Source organism: Eubacterium sp. CAG:156 (genome assembly GCF_000434315.1).
GTDB lineage: Bacteria > Bacillota > Clostridia > Lachnospirales > Lachnospiraceae > Eubacterium_U > Eubacterium_U album.
Window position 1 is genome coordinate 50,254 of record NZ_FR878187.1, and the last position, 16,857, is coordinate 67,110.

14 protein-coding genes are annotated in these 16,857 nt (G+C 32.2%); all 14 read left to right on the forward strand.

The window, feature by feature from the left end:
- Positions 1-13: 13 nt before the first annotated feature.
- Positions 14-1,078, forward strand: a complete 1,065-nt coding sequence (locus ABMA45_RS09735; protein WP_347996138.1) for a metal ABC transporter substrate-binding protein — start codon at positions 14-16, stop codon at positions 1,076-1,078.
- Positions 1,079-1,093: 15 nt separating this feature from the next.
- Positions 1,094-1,783, forward strand: coding sequence for a metal ABC transporter ATP-binding protein (locus ABMA45_RS09740; protein WP_022089698.1), 690 nt, complete (start codon positions 1,094-1,096; stop codon positions 1,781-1,783).
- Positions 1,783-2,622 (forward strand): metal ABC transporter permease, encoded by an 840-nt coding sequence (locus tag ABMA45_RS09745; protein WP_022089699.1) that lies wholly within the window; start codon positions 1,783-1,785, stop codon positions 2,620-2,622. Before ABMA45_RS09740 ends, ABMA45_RS09745 begins: the two co-directional genes overlap by 1 nt.
- A gap of 27 nt (positions 2,623-2,649) precedes the next feature.
- The gene (locus tag ABMA45_RS09750; protein WP_022089700.1) at positions 2,650-5,076 is read left to right on the forward strand and encodes a DUF4125 family protein; all 2,427 of its coding nucleotides are present in this window, start codon (positions 2,650-2,652) and stop codon (positions 5,074-5,076) included.
- Positions 5,077-5,092: 16 nt separating this feature from the next.
- Positions 5,093-7,135 carry a YgiQ family radical SAM protein gene (locus ABMA45_RS09755; protein WP_022089701.1) on the forward strand — a complete coding sequence of 681 codons (2,043 nt, stop codon included), beginning with the start codon at positions 5,093-5,095 and terminating at the stop codon, positions 7,133-7,135.
- Positions 7,136-7,306: 171 nt separating this feature from the next.
- Positions 7,307-9,253, forward strand: coding sequence for an OPT family oligopeptide transporter (locus ABMA45_RS09760; protein WP_022089702.1), 1,947 nt, complete (start codon positions 7,307-7,309; stop codon positions 9,251-9,253).
- An 85-nt stretch (positions 9,254-9,338) separates the two neighbouring features.
- The gene (locus ABMA45_RS09765) at positions 9,339-9,680 is read left to right on the forward strand and encodes a PqqD family protein (RefSeq protein WP_022089703.1); all 342 of its coding nucleotides are present in this window, start codon (positions 9,339-9,341) and stop codon (positions 9,678-9,680) included.
- Positions 9,677-10,024 (forward strand): hypothetical protein, encoded by a 348-nt coding sequence (locus ABMA45_RS09770; protein ID WP_022089704.1) that lies wholly within the window; start codon positions 9,677-9,679, stop codon positions 10,022-10,024. Before ABMA45_RS09765 ends, ABMA45_RS09770 begins: the two co-directional genes overlap by 4 nt.
- 241 nt (positions 10,025-10,265) lie before the next feature.
- Positions 10,266-11,762, forward strand: a complete 1,497-nt coding sequence (locus ABMA45_RS09775; RefSeq protein ID WP_022089705.1) for a coiled-coil domain-containing protein — start codon at positions 10,266-10,268, stop codon at positions 11,760-11,762.
- Between the two features lie 22 nt (positions 11,763-11,784).
- Positions 11,785-12,222 carry a GatB/YqeY domain-containing protein gene (locus tag ABMA45_RS09780; protein ID WP_022089706.1) on the forward strand — a complete coding sequence of 146 codons (438 nt, stop codon included), beginning with the start codon at positions 11,785-11,787 and terminating at the stop codon, positions 12,220-12,222.
- Between the two features lie 420 nt (positions 12,223-12,642).
- On the forward strand, positions 12,643-13,623 hold the full coding sequence (locus ABMA45_RS09785) for a LacI family DNA-binding transcriptional regulator (protein ID WP_022089708.1): 981 nt from the start codon (positions 12,643-12,645) through the stop codon (positions 13,621-13,623).
- Between the two features lie 286 nt (positions 13,624-13,909).
- On the forward strand, positions 13,910-14,560 hold the full coding sequence (locus tag ABMA45_RS09790) for a ribulose-phosphate 3-epimerase (protein WP_022089709.1): 651 nt from the start codon (positions 13,910-13,912) through the stop codon (positions 14,558-14,560).
- Positions 14,561-14,686: 126 nt separating this feature from the next.
- A complete protein-coding gene (gene alsK / locus ABMA45_RS09795) occupies positions 14,687-15,577 on the forward strand; it encodes an allose kinase (RefSeq protein ID WP_022089710.1) in 891 nt (296 codons plus the stop codon).
- Positions 15,578-15,902: 325 nt separating this feature from the next.
- Positions 15,903-16,823 (forward strand): sugar phosphate isomerase/epimerase family protein, encoded by a 921-nt coding sequence (locus ABMA45_RS09800; RefSeq protein WP_022089711.1) that lies wholly within the window; start codon positions 15,903-15,905, stop codon positions 16,821-16,823.
- Positions 16,824-16,857 lie beyond the last annotated feature (34 nt).

The following is a 16,857-nucleotide window of genomic DNA, read 5'->3' on the forward strand; positions in this document are numbered from 1 at the left end:
CAGATTAATGAAAATGAAAAAAATATTAACAATTATCTTATCTATAATTGTGGCAGTATCGTTTAACGGATGTAAAGCTACACAGAATACAGAACCACAGGATGATGCAAGAATAAAGATAGTAACTACATTATTTCCATATTATGATTTTGTAAGAGCAGTTATAAAAGGAGTAGATGGAATTTCTATAACAATGACAGTGGCACCGGGACAAGATAGCCATTCCTTTGAACCAACTCCAAAAGACATAATAAAAATTGAAGATGCGGATTTGTTTATATATAACGGAGGCACTTTAGAAACATGGGTTGACTCTGTTTTAGGGGCATTGTCAAATGATGAACAAGTTATGCGAATGATGGACTATGTTGATGTTATGGAAGAAGAAACGGTAGAAGGAATGGATTTGAGATATGAGCATTCCCATGACCATAGTGAAGAAATGCATAGTCATAGTGAAGAAAGTGAGCATTCACATGATGAAGAAAATGAACATTCACATGACGAAGAAAGTGAACAGTCACATGACGAAGAAAGTGAACATTCACATGATGACAAAGAATACGATGAGCATATTTGGACATCACCTGTAAATGCAATGAAGATGGTTGGGTATATATGTGATGAAATGATAAAGATTGACCCTGATAATGCAGAAATATATAAAGCAAATGCGAATGAATATATAGGAAAAATACAAAACATTGATACACAGATAAGGAAAATTGTAAATAAGATGGACAAAAAAGAAATTATATTTGCAGACAAATTTCCATTATTATATTTTGCAAAAGAATATGGATTAAGTTATTATGCAGCATTTCCGGGATGTGCCGAAGACACAGAGCCAAGTGCAAGAACAATAGCGTTTCTTATAGACAAAATAAACGAAGATAAAATTAATAAGGTTTACTATTTGGAATTAAGCAGTAAGGCAGTGGCAAATACAATATGCGAAGACACAGGAGCAAAGGCATATGAGTTTAACAGTTGTCATAATATAACGGAAAAACAGTTTCAAAGTGGAGTTACTTATGTAGACCTGATGACAAAAAATCTTGAAGTATTAAAAAAATAGAGAGCAGGGATTGATATGATATTTGAATGTGAAAACGTAACGTTAGGTTATGAGAATAAAATAGTTACATCGAATTTATCATTTACAATTGATAAAGGAGATTATGTGTGTATTGTAGGTGAAAATGGAACAGGAAAAAGTACATTAGTAAAAACAATTCTTGGTCTTATAAAACCTCTTGAAGGAAAAATGAATTTAAAAGAAGGAAAGATTGGTTATCTTCCGCAGCAGACAATGATACAGAAGGATTTCCCGGCAAGTGTATGGGAAGTTGTATTATCCGGAAACTTAAATAATAAAAGAAAAATTCCATTTTACACAAAAGCAGACCGACAGGAAGCAATGAAAAATATGGAAAAACTTGGGATAACTAATTTAAAAAAGACATGTTACGGAGAACTTTCAGGAGGGCAACAGCAAAGAGTACTTTTAGCTAGAGCATTATGTGCAATGAGCAATGTACTTATTTTAGATGAACCTGTTACAGGACTTGATCCTACAGCAACAAAGGAAATGTATGAATTAATAAAAGAATTAAATGTGAAAGACAATGTTACGATAATTATGGTAACACATGATATTGAAAATGCAGTAAATTATGCTAATAAAATATTGCATTTAGGACGAAAGAAATATTTTTACGGAACTGTAGAAGAATATGAAAAATCAAATACATCAGATGCTTTTTTAGGAGGTAATGAATAATGTCAGTAATTATAGAAATGATGTCATATCCATTTATGCAAAGGGCATTTATAGGTGGATTATTAGTGGCATTATGTGCTGCACTTTTAGGAGTGAGTCTTGTATTAAAGAGATATTCAATGATTGGAGACGGATTATCTCATGTATCATTTGGGGCACTTTCAATTGCGGTAGCATGCGGATTTGCACCAATAAAATTTTCGATACCTGTAGTAATTATTGCAGCCTTCTTTCTTCTTAGAATGGCTGAAAATGGAAAAATGCACAGTGATGCGGCAATTGCAGTTGTTTCAGCGTCAGCACTTGCAATTGGTGTAATTGTTACAAGTCTTACAACAGGTTTAAGCACAGATGTATACAGTTATATGTTCGGAAGTGTTCTTGCAATGTCAAAAGATGATGTGGAAATGAGTGTAATACTTTCGATTATCGTATTAACAGTATTTGTATTTTGCTATCACAAAATATTCGCAGTTACATTTGACGAAAATTTTTCAAAAGCTTCAGGAGTTACAGTAAATTTTTATAATACATTGATTTCTATCTTTACAGCAGTTACAGTAGTAATAGGTGTAAAAATGATGGGAGCGATGCTTATTTCAAGCTTAATAATATTTCCTTCCCTTACATCAATGAGAGTATATAAAAGTTTTTTAAGTGTAACAATATGTTCAGCTGTAATAGCGATGATTAATTTTATTGCAGGACTTATTGCATCATATGTATTATCAATACCGGCAGGTGCAAGTGTAGTAGTGGCAAATTTAATTATGTTTGTTGCGTTCATTATTGTTGGAAATATATTAAATGTAATTCGATTGAGAAAATATAGTAAATAAAATAGAAAAGAAAGGAAAGGACGAGCTATGGATATTCAGGCATTTTTAAATGGGTTAGATAAATTATTTGCAAAAAAGGCGATAGATGAGGTAGAGCCATTTTTAAACGAAAGTATGGAAAATGCAAAAAAAGAAAATGACAAATCAGCTCAGTTTACCATATTAAATGAAATGATGGGATTCTTCAGAGATACAAGTCAGTATGACAAGTCTATAAAAGCCTGTAACCAGTGCCTTTCTTTAATGAAAGAAATGAATATTGAAGGAACGGTTGATTATGCTACTTCTTTGCAAAATATAGCAAATGCCCATCGTGCTGCAGGTAAACTTGAACAGTCGCTTATGTTTTACAATGAGGCAATGAAAATTTATGAGAAAAATATTGAACCAAATGATTTTAGAATGGCAAGCATAAATAACAATATAGCCCTTCTATATCAGGAAATGGGAGATTATGTAAATGCAGTAGCGCATTTGAAAATGGCATTGTGTATTATTGAACAACTAAGCGATTCCAGAATAGAGGTGGCAGTTACACATTCTAATCTTGGAGCATCTTTGGTTCAGTTAGGAAGAATTGATGAAGCTGTAAAACATTTGAATAAAGCATTAGCACTTTTTAGGCAGGATGAGGTAAAAGATTTTCATTACAGTGCTGCTTTATCAGCGATGGCATCATTAAAAGCTCAGATAGGAGAATATGAAACAGCAGCCAAATTATATGAGGAAGCCTTAGATGAGATAAGAATTAATATGGGCAAAGGAACTGCATATAAAATAACAGAAGATAATTTACGACAGATTTACAGTATTTTAGGAGTTCATACAAATTTAGATTCAGATAAAATAGAAAATGGAATTGAATTAAGCAGAAAATTTTATGAGACATATGGAGAACCGATGATTCACGAAAAATTTTCTGACTACGAAAATAAAATCGCAGTAGGTCTTGTTGGTGAGGGCTCGGAGAGGTTTGGATTCGATGACAAATATTCAAGAGACCATGATTTTGGTGCAGGTTTTTGTATGTGGGTTAGCACATCTACATATGATGCAATAGGCAAAGAATTAGAAGAAGAATATGAAAAAATAATTTCTGAACACGAAGAAGAATTTATGAAAAAATATGGGTTCTTAAGTGAAAATGAAAAATTATATAAAACACCAACAGCTGATGGAAGATGTGGCGTATCAAAAATAGGTGATTTTTATGAAAAATATACGGGATATAAGTTACCACCAAAGACTGTAGGAGAATGGATAGAAATTGATGATTACAAATTAGCGACAGTAACTAATGGAGCTGTATTTAAGGATAATGAAGATAAGTTCTCAACAATAAGAAGTGAGTTCGCGAACATTCCGGAAACAGTAAGAAGAGTTAAAATTTCAAGAGAATTGGCTGCAATGGCACAGACGGGTCAGAGTAATTACGAAAGGGCAATGGCAAGAAAAGATTTTGTTACTGCGAATATTTGTATTTCAGAATTTATGCAACATACAATGAAAATTGTTTATTTGCTTAACAGAAAATATGCTCCATATTACAAATGGATGCTTAAGGGAATGAAAGAACTGGAAATTTTGCCGGAGGTATCTGCGGTATTAAAGGCTTTAGCTGACTTGCCTGACCAAAGAGAAAACTGGAAAGATTATTCATATTCAAGTCGTGATAAGAACGAAAATGATATGAAAGTTGCAGCAATTGAAATAATCAGCAAGATGATAATAGAGCAGCTTATTAAACAAAATATTATCGAAGAAGGCAGTTGCACAACAACATTTTTAAATAATTATTCAAGAATAATTATGGAGAATCTGACTTTGAAAAATAAAGAAAACGCCTTTGACAGAGAAAAAGTAATAGATAAAATTATAGATTTGGAGTTTGAAGCATTTGACAAAGTACAAAATGTAGGCGGAAGAGCAGAATGTCAAAATAATTTCCCAATGTTTTACATTATGCGTAAAAGCCAGTATTTGACATGGACAAATGAAATGCTTTCATGCATACTTGAGTTGTGGACGGAAAATAAAGAAAAAGGTCTGAATATGATTACGGAAAAATATGCAAGGATGATGGAAAGCACTGCACCTGATGAATATGCTGAATTTGCAGATAAGCTTCCTGAAAAAACAGAGCAGACAAGAAAAATTGTGGATGAAATTGCAAAGATTCAGGTTGATTGGATGGAAGAGTTTTCAAAAGAATATCCAAAACTTGCAAACAATGCAAGAGACATAACCAGCGATTCTGATAATTTATATAACACATCTTATGAAACATATTTAAAAGGTGAGTTGTTGACATATTCAGAAAAATTATTAAAATTGTATGGGCAGTTTGTAATTAATCTTGCAAAAGAAGGCAAAAATCTTGCGGAAATGACAATAAAAAATACAGCCTTACTGTCAGGCTATAAATCGTTAGATGAAGCAGAGAAAAACAATTAGTATAAGGAATAAAAGTATGAGTTTTTTACCGGTATCAAAACAGGATATGATAGACAGAGGAATAGAGCAGTTAGACTTTATCTATGTAATAGGGGATGCGTATGTTGACCATCCTTCATTTGGACACGCAATAATAAGCAGAGTTTTAGAATCTCACGGATATACAGTTGGAATTATTTCACAACCGGACTGGAAAGATGATAATAGTATTAACATATTAGGAGAACCAAGACTGGGATTTTTAGTAATGGGCGGAAATATGGATTCTATGGTTAATCATTATTATGTATCTAAAAAACATAGAACAATGGATGCATATACGCCGGGTGGTGAAATCGGAAAAAGACCGGACCATGCAACGGTAGTATATTGTAATCTTATACGTCACACATATAAAAATAAGCCAATTATAATTGGCGGAATTGAAGCTTCTTTAAGAAGAATGGCTCATTATGATTATTGGAGTAATAGTTTTAAGAGGTCTATTTTGTTAGATAGTCAGGCAAATCTCATATCTTATGGAATGGGTGAAAAATCTATTGTTCAGATAGCTGATGCCTTAGATAGTGGCTTAGACGTAAATGACATTACTTTTATACCGGGAACAGTATATAAGACAAAGAATTTAGATTCAGTATATGAACCGATTATTCTTCCAACTTATGAAGATATGAAAAATGACAAATTAGAATATGCTAAGAGTTTTAAAATTCAGTCTGAGAATACTGACCCATTTAATGGTAAAACTTTAGTAGAGGAATATCCGAATGGAAATTTTGTAGTACAGAATCCACCACAGGAGCCTTTAACTCAGCAGGAAATGGATGATGTGTATGATTTGCCTTATATGAGAACTTATCATCCGATGTATGAAGGAATGGGTGGAATTCCGGCAATTCAGGAAATACAGTTTTCACTTATAAGTTGTAGAGGATGTTTTGGCGGATGTAGCTTTTGCGCACTTACATTTCATCAGGGAAGAATTATACAGACAAGAAGTCATGAATCAATTATAAATGAAGCAAAAAAAATAATTGAGATGCCAAACTTTAAAGGATATATACATGATGTAGGAGGACCTACAGCAAATTTCAGACATCCTTCATGTAAAAAACAGTTAAAATGTGGCGTATGTAAAAATAAGCAGTGTCTTTTCCCGGAACCTTGTAAGAATTTAAATGTAGACCATAAAGATTATTTGTCGCTTCTTAGAAAATTAAGAAGTCTGCCAAAAGTAAAGAAAGTATTTGTACGTTCAGGAATAAGATTTGACTATCTTATTGCAGATAAGGATGATACGTTTTTTAAGGAATTGGTAGATTATCATATTAGCGGACAGTTAAAGGTTGCACCTGAGCATATTTCGGATAAAGTTTTACAGAAAATGGGTAAGCCAAAGAATGCTGTGTATGAAAAATTTATAGATAAATATAAGAAATTAAATAAAGCTGCAGGGAAAGATCAGTTCGTAGTTCCTTATCTTATGAGCTCTCATCCCGGTTCAGATATGAAAGAGGCAGTAAAACTTGCAGAATATTTAAGAGATATAAATTATAATCCACAACAGGTTCAGGATTTTTATCCAACACCGTCAACAATGTCAACAGTAATGTATTACACAGGAGTTGACCCTAGAACAATGGAACCGGTGTATGTGCCTAAAAATCCACATGAAAAAGCAATGCAAAGAGCATTAATGCAATATAGAAATCCTGCTAACTATGAATTGGTAAAGGAAGCGTTGCAAATAGCAGGCAGAGAAGATTTAATTGGATTTGGACCAGAATGTCTTATCAGACCAAGACAATTTTCTAAGGAAAAACAGATGTATGGTAAGAATGGTGCAAATAAAAATAAAAGACAAAATAGTGGAAAGAATGATAAGGGTACAAATAGCAGAAATTTAAGAAACAAAAAAGGTGAAAAACAAAATAATAACAGCTCAAATGGTAAAAATACTAATAGGGATAAAATAAAGAAATTAGATAAAAGTAATAAAAAATCATTAAAAAACAGTATAAAATCACCAAAAAAAAATAAAAACCGCACTAAAAAGTAAAAAAAATGTAAATAAAAGTAATAAAAAACAATAAAACAGGTGGCTTGTTTAATGAATTTTTAGTATACTATAGTTTCGAGTAATATATATATAAAGATGCATGATATATGAGATTAGTATCATCATCTGATATTATAGCTTTGCTATAAAAAAAAGAACAGGAGATAAAACATGGAAAAAAAGAATGAGTTTAAACCATTTATTCCTGCAGACAAAATTGTGCCTGAATTTACAGTGACATCTGTTATTCTTGGTGTTATTTTAGCAGTAATCTTTGGTGGAGCAAATGCCTACTTAGGACTCAGAGTAGGTATGACAGTATCAGCTTCGATTCCTGCAGCCGTTATTTCAATGGGTGTTATAAGAGTTATCATGAGAAAAGACTCTATCCTTGAAAATAATATTGTTCAGACAATAGGTTCAGCAGGTGAATCGTTAGCAGCCGGAGCAATTTTTACTATTCCGGCAATTTTTATCTGGGCATCAGAAGAAGGAAGTGGAATAAGTGAACCATCATTTATTACAATAGCCCTAATAGCACTTTGCGGAGGTATACTCGGCGTGTTATTTATGGTTCCGCTTCGTACAGCCTTAATAGTTGAAGAACATGGAGTTCTACCATATCCTGAAGGAACAGCTTGTGCAGAGGTTCTTTTAGCAGGAGAAGAAGGTGGAAGTAAGTCAAAAGTAGTATTTTCAGGACTTGGAATTGCAGCATTATACAAATTTGTAGCTGATGGGTTAAAATTATTCCCAAGTGAAGTTGATTTTTCAATGCAGGGAAGTTACACATGTGGCATAGGTATGGATGTACTCCCGGCTTTATCAGGTGTTGGTTATATCTGTGGTATAAAGATTTCAAGTTACATGTTTGCAGGTGGTGTATTATCATATCTTGCATTAATACCGGCTATAGCATATTTTGGTGGAGACGCAGCCTCAAAGGTTGTCGACGATGCCGGAAAAGCAATTGCATTTAATCAGTTAGCACCGGGACAGATTTGGAGTAATTACATCAGATATATCGGTGCAGGTGCAGTAGCAGCAGGTGGTTTAATAAGCTTAATTAAATCATTACCTACAATGGTTAAAACATTTAGTCATGCAGTTAAAGGATTTGGTAAAAAAGGTGAAGCAGGAGATAGAACTCAGAGAGACATTCCAATGTCAGCAGTTCTTGGCGGAATCGTTGTTATAGCAGTGGCTATATGGTTACTTCCTGAAATACCGGTATCATTTGTAGGAGCAATTATTATTGTTGTATTTGGTTTCTTCTTTGCAACAGTATCATCTAGAATGGTTGGTATCGTAGGAAGTAGTAACAATCCTGTATCAGGTATGGCAATCGCTACATTAATTGTTACAACAGTTATCTTAAAAGCAACAGGAAGTACTGGTGCAAGTGGTATGGTAGCAGCAATCTCAATTGGAACAGTTATTTGTATCGTAGCAGCAATGGCAGGTGATACATCTCAGGATTTAAAAACTGGATATATCGTAGGAGCAACTCCTGCAAAACAGCAGATTGGTGAATTAATTGGTGCTGTAGTATCAGCAATTGCCATTGGTGGTGTTATGTATCTTTTAAATGCAGCATGGGGATTTGGCTCAGAACAGATTCCTGCTCCACAGGCTACTTTAATGAAAATGGTAGTAGAAGGAGTTATGGGGGGAACATTACCTTGGGTATTAATATTCATGGGTGTGTTTATCGCAATAGTTGTTGAAATTCTTGGAATTCCTGTATTAGCATTTTCAATTGGTTTATATTTGCCAATTCATTTAAGTGCACCTATTATGGTTGGTGGTGTGATTAAATGGATTATGGAAAATAAGAGAAAATATGCAAATGACAAAGAAAGAAAAGATTCAGTTGACACAGGCGTATTATATGCAGCAGGTATGATTGCAGGTGAAGGTATAATAGGTATTCTTCTTGCAGTTTTAGCGGTTGTAGGATTGGACAGTGTAGTTGATTTATCATCAGTATATGGAGATGCTTTCCAGTCAGTAGGTAACTGGGTTGGATTAGTAGCATTTGTATTATTACTTTCAACATTATTTATCTTCACAAGACCAAAAAATGCAGTTGAAGTTGATGCAAAATTAGATAAATAAATTAGAAGCAAATTTAGAACAATAAAGCAAGGCACTGCTACAGAAAATGTGGTAGTGCCTTAAATAGTTAATAATTGGAGCGGATATGAAGAAAGAAAATTATATTGATAATATTCCTAAAATAAATAAAAAATGGGAAATATTAGAAGATGGAATAGTTGAAGTTACAATAGAAAATAAAGGATTTTATAATACGTTGGCTCAGAAGTTATTTAAAAAGCCAAGATACAGTTTTATAAAATTAGATGAGTATGGAAGTTGTGTGTGGAAACAGATTGATGGTAAAAAAACAATATATGAAATTGGAAAAATATTAGAAAAAGAACATAAAAAAGCAGGAGCTCAGTTGTATGAAAGACTTGCTAAATATTTTAAAATATTAGAAACAAATAAATATGTCGTATTTGTAAATGAGGAAGATAAATGAAATTAGTAACGGTAATTGTAGGAGTTTTATTGTTTGCACTGACTACAATGATTATTTATGGTTGGGGAATAGTAAAACAGAAAAATGAGTCACAGGATTTAATGAATCTTTTATTTAGCAAAGGTGAAAGTAAAGTAAAAAAATATTTAAAAAATCATGATTACATTACAATAACAGATGTTGAAAAGTTAAGCGAAAATTTAGAAGCAAAACAGGTATTTTCACCTAATAAAATAGTTGTAAAAGATAAGAAAGATTATGCAAGACAACTTATGAATTACATGGTAAAAACAGGTCAGGTTGAAATAGAAGGAAACAGATATAAAAAGGCAGGCAAACATTAAGACTTTGTAATTATCTTATCGTATGACGTTGAGGTCAAAAACTATTAACTTTGATGTCTGCGGATTGTTAAAAATGTTAATGAAAAGTAGTTGAATTTGTGAAAATGTTAATAATATTAAAAATATCTCGAAATACTTTAAATTGTATTTTGTAATAGCATATTTTATATGGTATACTAAAGTATAAATGTAAAGAAATACACAAATTAAGTGCTATATATGTACAGAGGAGGGTGTATCAATGGGATACGAAGAGTTGCAGGTGCGATGGATGTATTCAAAATTACCTGAAACTAAAGCAGAAGTTTTGAAACCACTATTACCACCTGAAAGTATATTACTAAACGTTGTTCTACAAAGAGGACGTTGGGACGAGTATGGTATATTGATGACAATAGATGCGACCTGTAAGGGAACCGCAGGATATCATGCAGCTTCGTTTTTTAAAGATTTTATTGTTATAACTGATGCCGGCATGAATCAGGAAAGAACTTTTGGTACAGGAAAGGTAAGAGGAATTATTCCTTATACAACTATAGAGAGATATGAAATTGCAAGTAATCAGATAAGTGAAGATTATACGGAATACTTTCTTGTTTTTTATATGAAAGACAAGAGAGAAAAGTTTTCATTCAGATTATTTGAAAAGAGAAAATATGATGATAACTTTAATTATCCATGGGAATTTACACCAAAAATGAACGGACGTGATATTAATTTCTATGACAAGGTAATGAAAGAAGTAATGGCAGACCCAATAGATTATGAAAGCAGGGCACATCTACTTTTGAAAGTAATGGGAATGCGTGAAGAAGGATTTACAAGAAAGTTCTTCGAACAGGAAATGGGTAAGCCGGAAGAGGAATTTTGGAAATCAGTTATGAAATTCCTTCAGGCTGAAAAAGAGGCCGGAAATAAAGAATTTGGAAATATTTATGATGAATACTCTAAGATAAGGGATGAGTCACAGAATTCAATTATAGAATTTAACAGAAGTATTAAGGAAAATCATCTTAGAGTAAAGAATATTGAAGAAGAAATGAGCAGACTTCAGGCAGAAATTCAGAATCTTGGAAGATTTTCTAAGAATATGAAGAATGAGAAACTTAAGCAATTAAGTGTAGACATGCAGATGATGCCTGAAATTACAAGAGAAAACGATGAGTTAAAGAGACAGATTGCAGAACTTAATGATAAAATTTATTCTGTAAGAAAGACTAAGCTTATTCAGGTATTTGAAACATTAGCTGCTGACGATGGAAATGACAAGGTTATTAATTGTGTATCAAATCTTATAAAAGCAACAGGAAAGATTTCTATTGAAGATTTGATATTTATAATAGACATGCTTGATTGGAAACATTATCCGCCAACAGAAACTGAGGCAAGAGCAGAGCTTACACCGCTTATTGCACAGGGCAAAGCAGTATATGAAAATGGTATTGTATATGATAAGTCAAGCATTGATGAATCATTACTTGAAGAAATTGAAGCAAGAAAAGATGAAATAGCTCAGGAAACATTTGACAGTTGTAGAGATAAGATTTATGACACAATATGTGCTCAGGTTATTAAGAGCAGAGTTGTAAGACGTCAGGCAATGGAAGATATGCTTAATCGTGAAATGATGGGCTCAATAGAATGTTTATCTGAGAAATTTAATCAGGAAATTATTGATATGCTTATTGATAATGGCGTAATGAAAGATATGAATAAAATTTTTGTTGCATTAAAATAGCAACTGGAAAGAAGGCATATAAATGGACATTAAAACATTACAAAAAGACATGATTGCAGCTATGAAAAACAAAGACAAACCAAGAAAAGAATCTATCTCAGCACTTATTCAGGCTGTAAAGAAAATGGCTATTGATGAAGGATGCAGAGATGATATTCCAACAGAAATGGTAGACAAAGTAATCTTAAAAGAAATGAAAACTGTAAAAGAACAGATTGATTCATGTCCTGCAGACAGAACAGATTTAAAAGACGAATATCAGGCAAGATACGATGTGTTTAGTGAATACGCTCCACAGCTTATGTCAGCAGAAGAAGTTGAAGCAATCTTAAAAGAAAAATTTGCAGATGTTCTTGCTACAAAGAATAAAGGTATGATTATGAAAACAGTTATGCCTGAATTTAAAGGCAAGGCAGATGGTAAGGTGATTAACCAGACGGTAGCAAAGCTTTGCCAGTAGATTAAATCTTAAAATAAATATAAAAAAATAAAAGCATCACAAATATGACAATTGATTAGTCGGATTTGTGATGCTTTTATTTTTTATGGTGTTGAGTTATTGCTGTTCGGGATATCGAAGTTGTAAAAGGTCTCAATGCGCTTACCAAAAATCTGGAGACCTGCAAAAACGATAACGGCTACTAATATTAACAGTAGTCCATATTCAACAAGACCTTGTCCATCTTCATCAAAAATAAAGTCTAGAATATTATTCATGTTAAAACCCCTTTTCTATTGAAAACTTACCTAACTCTATAATATAATAACGTTCAATATTTTACAATAAATATAGTAAATAAAAATGTATTTATTGATGTTTTATGCTAAAATTAGTAGAATAATTTGTAAAAGTTAAATGATGTGTATGAGGAATGTTAATATGAATAACAATGTGTCAATAAAGGATATTGCAAAAATGGCAGGGGTATCAATTGCAACGGTATCGAGAGTAATTAATAAAAGTGGAAAAGTGGCAAAGGAAACGGAAGAAAAGATTCTTCAAATTATGAAAGAAAATAATTATGTTCCAAATTTGTTGGCAAAAGGAATGCGAACTAATAAGGTTACGACCATAGGTATTGTTATACCTGATATTTCAAATGAGTTTTTCAGCAAGATAGCAAAACAAATTCAGACGTTATTTTTTAATAAAGGTTATGCATCAATTATATGTAATACAAGTGAAGATGATAAAATAGAAAAGCAATGTATAGAAATGCTTCAGGCACAGCAGGTAGGAGGCATTATCCATATTGTTTCAGAAAAAGCAAATAAAGAAAACAAAATATTAATTCCTACAGTATATTTAGATAGAGAGCCCAAATTTAGTAATAAAAGAAAAGATATGGCGATAATAGAAAGTGATAACTTATCAGGTGGATATATAGCAACAGATGCAATGATAAAGAAAGGATGTAAAAATATAATTTGCTTAAGCCCTAAAGACGTTGTTTCTACTCATAAAAAAAGATGTCAGGGCTATGCATATGCAATGAATGAGAACAGATTAAATCTAAAGATTATAATTGTAGATAATGTGTCTTTAGAAGAAGGATATAATAAAACAAAAGAATATATAAAGAATAATAAAATAGATGGGATTTTTGCAACTACAGATATTATAGCAATAGGAGCTATAAAAGCTATAAAAGAAGCAGGATTTAAAATACCGGAAAATGTAAAAGTATTTGGATATGATGCAAGCAATATGTCGGAAGTGATAGAAACACCATTGTCAACAATTGTTCAGCCAATTGAAGAGATGACATTGGCAGCAGTAGAAATGTTGGAAAAAAATATGAATGGAGAGAAGATAAAAGAAAACAGATTGATACTTCCGGTGAAAATAAAAGAAAGATAAGTACAGGTTAGATATTATTTTTAATAAAAATATGGTAAAAAAGAACACGTTATAAATAAAAAATAGAATTAAAACGATTTTAATAAAAAAGGAGTTAATGTTTAGCTCCTTTTACTTGACAAGAAAAATGTAAACGTTTACACTAATGATAACATAAGAAAAAAATTTATACAAAATGTAAACGCTTACATAAGATAAGAACTTAAAAATAAAAAAGTAATATGAAAAGCAATTCAAGAAAATATTTAAAGTTAATTGAATTGCAGAGTGCAGAAAGGAGAATACAATGGAAAAGTTATTATGTCCATCAATGATGTGCGCAAATTATGGAAATTTAAGTGAAGAGGTAGAAAAGTTAGAGAAGGCAGGAGCAGATATATTTCATATAGATATAATGGATGGACAGTTTGTTCCTAATTTTGGAATGGGACTTCAGGATGTGGAGTTTATATGCAAAAAAGCAACGATACCTGTAGATGCCCATTTAATGATTGAAAATCCCGGAAGTTATGTTGAAAAATTTGCAAAAATGGGAATAAAAATTATTTATATTCATCCAGAATCAGATGTTCATCCGACAAGAACATTACAGTCCATTATAGATGCAGGAGCGACACCAGGGATAGCAATAAATCCGGGAACGGCAGTAGCAACGATTAAGCCATTATTGCCATTTGTAAAATATGTAATGGTAATGAGTGTAAATCCGGGATTTGCAGGACAAAAATATATTAGCTCTGTTGATGAAAAAATTAAGGAATTAATTGAATTAAAAGAAAAATATGGATATGAAGTAATGTTAGATGGAGCATGTTCTCCGGAAAGAGTAGAAACATTATCTAAGATGGGTGTAAAAGGATTTATACTTGGAACATCAGCTTTATTTGGAAAGGGAAAACCATATAAAGAACTTTTAGATGGATTAAGAGCATTATAGAATATGCGAAATTTGCATGACATCATATAGATGAAAAGAAAACGTATTAAGTTTATTTGGCAAAATGACACAGATAATTGATTGCCTGGTAGAGTGGTTAATGTGTATTAATAGGAGAAAAATAAAATGAGTGTAATAGGAATAGATATTGGAGGAACAAATATCAGAATAGGCCATGATGATAATGGTGAATTGAAGGATTTTGTTAAGATATCTACTAAAGATAATTTGAAACAAGGAAAAATAGTTGAATGTTTAGCGGACATAATAAAAAAGTATATTAACGAATATTGCAATAACGATGATGTACAGCAGATAGCAATAGGTATACCTGCTACTTTAAGTGCTGATCGAAAAGAAATTTTGCAGGTTCCCAATATAAAAGGAATGAATAACATAAGACTGGGAGAGGAACTGGAGAAAGTTCTTGGAATTAAGGTGGCACTGGAGAGAGATGTTCATATGCTTTATTTTTGGGATAAATATGAGCAGAAAATTGCAGATGATGGAATTGGAATAGGAATATATATTGGTACAGGAGTTGGAAATGCAATATTCATAAATGGTAAACCTCTTGCAGGAAAAGATGGAGCAGCGGGCGAATTGGGACATATACCAATGATTGGAGGAAAAGAACAGTGCGGATGTGGAAATCTTGGATGCTCTGAATGTTATGCTTCAGGATGGAAACTTGTACAAATTAAAGATAAATGTTTTCCTGAAACAACTATGAATGAATTATTTGTAAAACATAGCAATAGTCATATATTACGTGAGTATGTAGATGCCATAGCTTGTGTGGCTTGCAGTGAAATAAATATATTAAATCCGGATTCCATAATATTTGGTGGTGGTGTAATTAATATGAAAGGGTTCCCAAAAGAACTTTTGGAAGAAAGATTGTATGTTCATGCAAGAAAACCATATCCGGCAGAGAATCTGGATATTAAATATTCTGTAGATAAACCTGATAATGGAGTAAAGGGTGCAATAATTTTTGCAAAAACTTTAATATAATTTCAAAAATATTCAAATTGTTGAAAAGAGAAATTAGAAATATTCTAGTTTCTCTTTTTTTACTGTAAAATTAGTCTAAACTAACTTAAGAATATTTGGTAATAATTTCTAAAAAGAAAAAGAATGCTAAATTTAAATGAAAGAAAATGAAACGTTTTTAATTAGAAAAAATTGTGCATAATGCACATAATATCGAACTGATATTTGTAATAATAGTTGAAAATGATGAAAGATATTAACAAAAAAAGGCAAAAGGCATACAATTATGACAAGAGATGAAAATAAATGAAAACAAATGACAGGAAAATAAAGAAAGGATGAGCATATGAATTACGCAGGAAGATTTAATTCTTTTATTTTAAAAGGTCAAAATGTATTTGATGCAATTAAAGCGTATCATGAAATGGATGGAATTACTCATTTAGAGTTTAACTATCCGGAACATTTTGAAGGATATGATTTAGAAGAAATTAAAAAAGCAATGGGTGATTTAAAGGTAAACGGTTTAGCAGTTCGTTGGAGAAATGATTTTACAAACGGTGATTTAACTAATCCTGATCCAGAGCTTAGAGAAAGAGCAATAAGGTATTGCAAAGAGGCAACAGATATTTGTAGAGAACTTGGAGGAACCTACATTACATTATGGTTAGAAAACGATGGTTTTGATTATGCGTTTCAGGTTGATTACGAAGAAGCATGGAAACAGATGGTAGATGCATTCAGAGAAATAGCAGACTATGGACCGGACATGAAGTACAGCATAGAATATAAACCATTTGAACCGAGAAACTTCTCAATGGTTGACAGTACAGGAATGACATTACTTCTTATTAAAGAAATTGATAAACCAAATGTTGGATGTACATTAGATTTTTGCCATATGTTAATGAAGAGAGACTCCCCGGCATATGGACTTGCACTTGCAGCAAGTATGGGAAAACTTTACGGATTACATATGAATGACGGATATTCACAAATGGACAGTGGAATGATATTCGGATCAGTAAATATAGCTCATGCAGCAGAATTTATTTATTACTTAAAGAAATACAATTATCAGGGAGTTGTGTTCTTTGACACATTCCCAATAAGAGAAAATGCAAAGCTTGAAACACAGGCTAACATCAATTCTTTCGAAAAGATTTCAAAAATAGTTGATGAAATTGGAATGGATAGAATTGCCAAAGTAGTATCTGAACGTGACGGAGTTGAGGCTCAGCGCCTTGTTCTGGACATGTTAAAATAAGGAAAATTAAAGCATAAGAAAAGGAGAAAATGCA

Bases quoted from the DNA above. Each gene is read 5' to 3' on its own strand.
- ABMA45_RS09775 (WP_022089705.1), top strand. From the start codon at position 10,266: ATGGGATACGAAGAGTTGCAGGTGCGATGGATGTATTCAAAATTACCT.
- ABMA45_RS09790 (WP_022089709.1), top strand. From the start codon at position 13,910: ATGGAAAAGTTATTATGTCCATCAATGATGTGCGCAAATTATGGAAAT.
- ABMA45_RS09745 (WP_022089699.1), top strand. From the start codon at position 1,783: ATGTCAGTAATTATAGAAATGATGTCATATCCATTTATGCAAAGGGCA.
- alsK (WP_022089710.1), top strand. From the start codon at position 14,687: ATGAGTGTAATAGGAATAGATATTGGAGGAACAAATATCAGAATAGGC.
- ABMA45_RS09785 (WP_022089708.1), top strand. From the start codon at position 12,643: ATGAATAACAATGTGTCAATAAAGGATATTGCAAAAATGGCAGGGGTA.
- ABMA45_RS09750 (WP_022089700.1), top strand. From the start codon at position 2,650: ATGGATATTCAGGCATTTTTAAATGGGTTAGATAAATTATTTGCAAAA.
- ABMA45_RS09765 (WP_022089703.1), top strand. From the start codon at position 9,339: ATGAAGAAAGAAAATTATATTGATAATATTCCTAAAATAAATAAAAAA.
- ABMA45_RS09740 (WP_022089698.1), top strand. From the start codon at position 1,094: ATGATATTTGAATGTGAAAACGTAACGTTAGGTTATGAGAATAAAATA.
- ABMA45_RS09770 (WP_022089704.1), top strand. From the start codon at position 9,677: ATGAAATTAGTAACGGTAATTGTAGGAGTTTTATTGTTTGCACTGACT.
- ABMA45_RS09800 (WP_022089711.1), top strand. From the start codon at position 15,903: ATGAATTACGCAGGAAGATTTAATTCTTTTATTTTAAAAGGTCAAAAT.
- ABMA45_RS09735 (WP_347996138.1), top strand. From the start codon at position 14: ATGAAAAAAATATTAACAATTATCTTATCTATAATTGTGGCAGTATCG.
- ABMA45_RS09760 (WP_022089702.1), top strand. From the start codon at position 7,307: ATGGAAAAAAAGAATGAGTTTAAACCATTTATTCCTGCAGACAAAATT.
- ABMA45_RS09755 (WP_022089701.1), top strand. From the start codon at position 5,093: ATGAGTTTTTTACCGGTATCAAAACAGGATATGATAGACAGAGGAATA.
- ABMA45_RS09780 (WP_022089706.1), top strand. From the start codon at position 11,785: ATGGACATTAAAACATTACAAAAAGACATGATTGCAGCTATGAAAAAC.